General features: G+C 66.1%; 6 protein-coding genes. 3 read left to right on the top strand and 3 right to left on the bottom strand.

All coding sequences use genetic code 11. From position 1 onward, the window contains the following. Window positions 1-256: 256 nt before the first annotated feature. The gene (locus AC1D00_RS24015) at window positions 257-1174 is read left to right on the top strand and encodes a sulfite exporter TauE/SafE family protein (RefSeq protein ID WP_135176227.1); all 918 of its coding nucleotides are present in this window, start codon (window positions 257-259) and stop codon (window positions 1172-1174) included. Then, entirely contained in the window at window positions 1171-1941 is a 771-nt protein-coding gene (locus AC1D00_RS24010) for a TIGR02186 family protein (protein WP_477012357.1), read from the top strand. The genes AC1D00_RS24015 and AC1D00_RS24010 overlap by 4 nt, the downstream gene beginning before the upstream one ends. Before the next feature lie 142 nt (window positions 1942-2083). On the opposite strand, the gene AC1D00_RS24005 is transcribed toward AC1D00_RS24010, so the two are convergent. Together AC1D00_RS24005 and AC1D00_RS24000 are read right to left on the bottom strand one after the other, a co-directional pair. Next, entirely contained in the window at window positions 2084-2860 is a 777-nt protein-coding gene (locus AC1D00_RS24005; protein WP_477012356.1) for an MBL fold metallo-hydrolase, read from the bottom strand. Between the two features lie 12 nt (window positions 2861-2872). Beyond that, window positions 2873-3787: a DMT family transporter gene (locus tag AC1D00_RS24000; RefSeq protein WP_404551176.1), complete on the bottom strand. Its 915-nt coding sequence runs from the start codon at window positions 3785-3787 to the stop codon at window positions 2873-2875. 98 nt (window positions 3788-3885) lie between these two features. Here AC1D00_RS24000 and AC1D00_RS23995 point away from each other — a divergent pair, with 98 nt between their 5' ends. Continuing rightward, window positions 3886-4749 carry a LysR family transcriptional regulator gene (locus AC1D00_RS23995; RefSeq protein ID WP_167771078.1) on the top strand — a complete coding sequence of 288 codons (864 nt, stop codon included), beginning with the start codon at window positions 3886-3888 and terminating at the stop codon, window positions 4747-4749. A gap of 148 nt (window positions 4750-4897) precedes the next feature. Here the strand turns inward: AC1D00_RS23995 and pdeM are convergent, their stop codons facing one another. Next, window positions 4898-5596, bottom strand: a complete 699-nt coding sequence (pdeM, locus tag AC1D00_RS23990) for a ligase-associated DNA damage response endonuclease PdeM (RefSeq protein WP_477012358.1) — start codon at window positions 5594-5596, stop codon at window positions 4898-4900. Window positions 5597-5650: the final 54 nt, after the last annotated feature.

Here is a 5650-nt window from a genome sequence, read left to right as displayed (position 1 = left end):
CCAGAGACGCCGGTTGGATGCGGAGAAGCTGCGGCGTACTGGATGCCCCGGTCAAGCGGGGGCATGACGGCGGAGAATGTGGCGGAATCCTCCGCTCGCAGCGAAGCAGTGATCTGATCCCTCTTAGGCCATTCGCAACGCCCAAGATTCCTGATCCCTCCGCCGGCGAATTCGGCTATTGAGGGACGCGGCAATCGTTCCGATCTTCCCGCGAGCATTCCGCGCTCGTCGATCCGTCTCGCCGGTGCGTCGTTCAATGCAGCTCTATCTCCCGATCGCCGATCTTCCGGTCAACGTCTTCCTGGTGCTAGCGATGGGCGCGGCGGTCGGCTTCGTCTCCGGCATGTTCGGGATCGGCGGCGGCTTCCTGATGACGCCGCTGCTGATCTTCATCGGCATCACGCCGGCGGTCGCGGTCGCCTCGGTCGCGAGCCACATCGCGGCCTCCTCCTTTTCCGGCGCGATCTCCTACTGGCGGCGGCGCGCGATCGATCCGGCGCTGGCGAGCGTGCTGCTCTGCGGCGGCGTAACCGGCACCGCGCTGGGGGTATGGACCTTCACGCAGCTTCGCGCGCTCGGCCAGCTCGACCTGATGATCGCACTGTCCTATGTCGTGCTGCTCACCACCGTCGGCAGCCTGATGTTCTCCGAAGGCCTGCGCGCCCTGATGCGGACCCGGCGCGGCGCGGTGCCGCCGCGGCGTACGCACAACTGGATCCATGGCCTGCCGCTGAAGATGCGGTTCAAGCGCTCGAAGATCTATCTCTCGGTGATCCCCGTGGTCATCGTCGGCATCATGATCGGCTTTATCGGCGCCATCATGGGCATCGGCGGCGGCTTCATCCTGGTGCCGATCATGATCTACCTGCTGCGGGTGCCGACCTCGACGGTGATCGGGACCTCGATGGTCCTGACCGTGGCCACCATGCTGCTCGCGACCATGCTGCATGCGGTGACCAATCACCTCGTCGATGCCGTGCTGGCGCTGATCCTGATGGTCGGCGGCGTCACCGGCGCGCAGTTCGGCGCGCGGGCCGGCCAGAAGATCCGCGGCGAGCAGCTGCGGCTGCTGCTGGGCCTGTTGATCCTCTCGGTCGGCGTCCGCTTTGTGATCGAGCTGGTGATCCGGCCGGAGGATCTCTTCACCATCCGTGAGCTGGGGGTGAGCGGATGACACGCGCGCTTCTCGCAGTCGTTCTCGTCCTGTTGCTCGGCAGCGCCGCGCGGGCCGAGCGGCTGATCGTGTCGGTCTCCAACCACCGCGTCACCGTGACGCCGAACTATTCCGGCGAGGAGCTGGTGCTGTTCGGCTCGGTCGAGAAGGACGCCACGACGCCCGCGGACCGCACGGCTTACGACCTCGTGGTCACCGTGATGGGCCCGCGCGCCGACATGGTGACTCGGCGCAAGGAGCGCACTTTCGGCATCTGGATCAACACCGACTACCGGCAGTTCCTGCAGGTGCCGAGCTATCTGGCGCTGTTCGCCAACCGCCCGTTCGACGTCATCACCTCGCCCGACATCGCACGGCGGCAGCAGATCGGGCTGAACAACGTGCTGCTGACCCAGCGAGTCAGCGGCGATTATGCCGACGTGGTGCCGAACGACGCATTCCGCTCCGCCTTCATCCGCCTGCGCACCCAGCGCGGCCTCTACCGCGAGGATGCGAGCGCCGTGACGTTCCTGACCCCGACGCTGTTCCGCACCGGCATTCCGCTGCCGGCGGAGGTGCCGATCGGCACCTACGAGGTCGAGATCAAGCTGTTCGCGGGCGGCGCATTCATCGGCAAGACCGAGACCGCCTTCGAGATCGTCAAGGTCGGTTTCGAACAGTTCGTCGCGACGACCGCGCGACAGAACGGCCTGATCTACGGCCTCGCCACCGCGGCCATGGCGCTGATGACGGGGTGGATGGCGTCGATCGTGTTTCGGAAGGATTGAGGTAACGCCACCTCCCCTCTCGTCGTCGCCCGGCTTGACCGGGCGACCTAGTATTCCAGAGGCCGGCGTCAGGCATCTCGCCCTCACAACAATCGCCGCGGCGTACTCGATGCCCCGCCTTCGCGGGGCATGACAATTGAGACTACGGCGCCTCGATCACCGTCGGCACGCCCGGCTCCAGCAATCGCAATCGCGTCCCGAAGCCGAGCACGTCGAACGTCTTGCGCAGATCCTCGCCGTTCTGGCGGAAATGCGCCCAGCCTTCGGTATGCAGCGGCACGATCACCGCGTCGGGAAAGGCGCGTGCGGTCTCGACGGTGTCGTTGGTGTCCATGGTGAGATGAAACGGCCCTCGCGTCTGCGCAGCGCCCGCGAACGGCAGAACCACGCGGCATTTGAAACGCCGCGCGACCTCGGCAACACCGTCGAACCAGGTGGTGTCGCCGCTGATATAGACCGCGCTTGTGTCCTTGCGGTTTGAGGACACCACGAAACCGATGACATCGCCCGACAGCGGCTCGATGCCGGCCGGACCGTGGCGCGCTGGTGTCGCGGTGATCGTCAGTGAATTGCCGTCACGGTCCTTCACATGCGAGGTCGCCCAGGGCGCAAGGCCTTCGGCATGGCCGCCGAGGCGCCTGGCGCCGGCCTCTGTCGTCAGCACGCGCTTCGCATGTTTGAGAAACTCGCGGCCGGAATTGTCGAGATTGTCCGAATGCTGGTCGTGGCTGAGCAGCACCGCGTCGACCGGGCCGATCGCATCGGCCTTCATCGCGGGGCCGATGGTCTTCTCCAGCGTCACATGCGGCAGCTGATAGGCGGTGTGCGCATCGTCGAAGGTCGGATCGGTGAGCAGGCGGAAGCCGTCGATCTCGATCAGCGCGGTCGGGCCGCCGATCAGGGTGATGGAGATGGGCATGAATAACTCCTTCTACGACACAGGCTTCGCGGCGGGCCGCGTCACCAGATAGATGCCGAGCGCGACCGGGATGATGCCGAGCAGGTCTCTCGCCTCGACATGCTCGCCGAGCACGAGGAAGGCGAACAGCATGCCGAGCGGCGGCATCAGGAAATGATAGGCGCTGGCAGCCGTGGCGCCACACACTTTCAGGAGATGAAACCAGAGCCAGTAGGCGAGGATGGAGCCGCCGAGCACGAGGAAGGCGAAGGCGCCGACCAGGCTTGGGGTGACATCGATCGCGTGGACGTCGGCGAAGGTGAGCGCAACCGGCGTCAGCACGATGCCCGCTGCGAGATTCTGCACACCGTTGCCGATCCACAGGCTTCCCTTCGGCGCGAGCAGCTTGAAGAGGATCGTGCCGAGGACGATGGAGGCGAGCGAGGCCAGCGTGAACACGATGCCGTGCAGCGAATCGGTGCCAACCGACAGGCGGTGCCAGACGATCGCCGTCACGCCGATGACACCGAGCAAAAGACCGCTCGCCTTGCGCCAGGTCATGCCTTCGCCAAGGAGCAATGCGGCGAGCGCCGCGGTGAACACCGGATTGGCCGACACGATCAGGCCGCCGAGCCCGGCCGAGACCGATTGCAGGCCGGTGTAGCCAAGCCCGAGATAGAGCGCGTTGTTGGCAATGCCGAGCACGGCGAAGATCGCGGCATCGCGCCAGGACAATGACCAGTCGTCGCCGCGGACCAGTGTCGCACCGAGGATCAAGATGCCGGCGAGCGAGAAGCGCGCGGCGAGCAGGATCAGCGGCGGACAATGGGTGACGCCGATCTTGCCGGCGACGAAGGCATAGCTCCAGAGCAGGCAGAACAGTCCGATAGCGAGTGGCAGCGTGTTGAAGCGGCTGCGGGGGACGGGAATCGAGGGGGCGAGYGACATGGGGGCATTCTCCTGAGCCCTCGATCTAGGGAGCCCGCTTGCCATTTGGAAATTAAATGATTAACTTCCGATCAGTGGATTTTCGAATGGAGGCGCCCATGCTCGATCTCGAGCTTCTGCGCAGCTTCGTCTCGGTCGTGGAGGCCGGCGGCTTCACCCGCGCCGGCGAGCGCGTCCACCGCACGCAGTCGACCGTCAGCCAGCAGATCAAGCGGCTGGAGGAGGATGTCGGCCAGGTGCTCCTGCACCGCGACGGCAAGGACGTGCGTCCCACCGAGGCCGGCGAGCGGCTGCTGTCCTATGCGCGGCGGCTGCTCTCGCTTGCGGAAGAGGCGCGCGACGTGCTGAGCCAGCCCGACAGCGAAGGCGCGATCCGGCTCGGCATTCCCGAGGATTTTGCGGCCTATCGCCTGGCGAAATTGCTGGCGACATTCTCGCGCTCGCATCCCGGCCTGCGGCTCGACGTCCGCGCCGACCAGAGCAAGAACCTCGCCCGCGATCTCGAACGCGGCGAACTTGATCTGGCGCTTTACAAGCGCGAGGCCGGCGAGAAGGGCGCCATCGCGGTGTGGCCGGAGCGGGTGCACTGGGTCACCAGCAAGAGCCATCCGATCGACGCGGGCACGCCGTCGGTGCCGCTGATCGGCTTTCCGCTGGGCTGCCTCTATCGCGCCGGCGCCATCCACGCGCTGGAGAGCGCCGGCCGCACCTGGCACATGGCCTACACGTCGTCGAGCCTCGCCGGCATCCAGGCCGCGGTCGCCGCCGGCATGGGGCTGAGCATCCTGTCCGAAATGTCGATCCAGGCCGATCATCGCGTGCTGACCGCAAAGGACGGCTTTGCGCCGATCAACAAGACCGAAATGGCGCTGATGGCGTCACCGGATGCGAGCCCGGCGACGCTGCGGCTCGCCGATCGGCTCGCGGAGTTCTGCGATAACGTGCAGGCGAAGGCGGCCTAGGTATCGCAACGGTGAAGGTGCGTAGGGTGGGTTAGCGCAGCGTAACCCACCACTGTCTATCTCCGCTGAAACAGAAGTGGTGGGTTACGCCAAGCGGTTTGCGCTTCGCGCAATCCGCGAGGCTAACCCACCCTACGAACCGTGTATCTCAATAACACCGCGACGCGGCGATGGCGTGGACGCGGCGGTCGCCGAGGAGATGGGCGACAAAACCGTTCTCCGGGAAGATCTTTGCAAACGCCGCATCGCGGATGCTGAGGCCGCCGGCATAGGCGCCGAAGGCGGGCATCACGGCGCGCAACCCGTCGCTGGCGAAGCAGCGACGCTCCATCGAACGGCCGCGCGCGGAGACGCGGGCCTTGGGATGGAGATGGCCGGCGATCTCGCCGCACGCGCCGGTCGGCTCGTGGCGGAAGGTGATCGGGCCGATCGCGACTTCGTCGGCGATGGTGCCGCCGAGATCGCGCGGCAGCATCGGATCGTGATTACCCGAGATCCAGATCCAGTCGCGGCCGGATTGGAGTGYGGCGACGGCGTCGCGATCCTCCGCGGAGAGGCGCTCATGCGCGGTGCGATCGTGAAAACTGTCGCCGAGCGCGATGACGGTGCGCGGATCATGGCGGGAGATGACAGCAGCAAGCCGGCCGAGCGTCGCGATGGTATCGTAAGGCGGCAGCAGCACGCCGCGGGTGGCGAAGCTCGAGCCCTTTTCCAGATGCAGGTCGGAGACGACGAGCAGGCGCTGCGCTTCCCAGAACAGGGCGCCGGAGAGATCGGCGGCGAACGATGCACCGGCAATATCCAGCGCAAGCGTTGAAGTAATCGATAGTGCCGCCTGCTCCGTCATGGCCGGGCGTAGCCGTTCGAAGAACGGCCTCGCTTCCGCTCGCCTATGCCCGGC

This window comes from Bradyrhizobium sp. P2_E8, from assembly GCF_056403875.1.
Note: the sequence above shows the minus strand (reverse complement) of the source record. Positions and strands in the feature narration are given on the sequence as shown.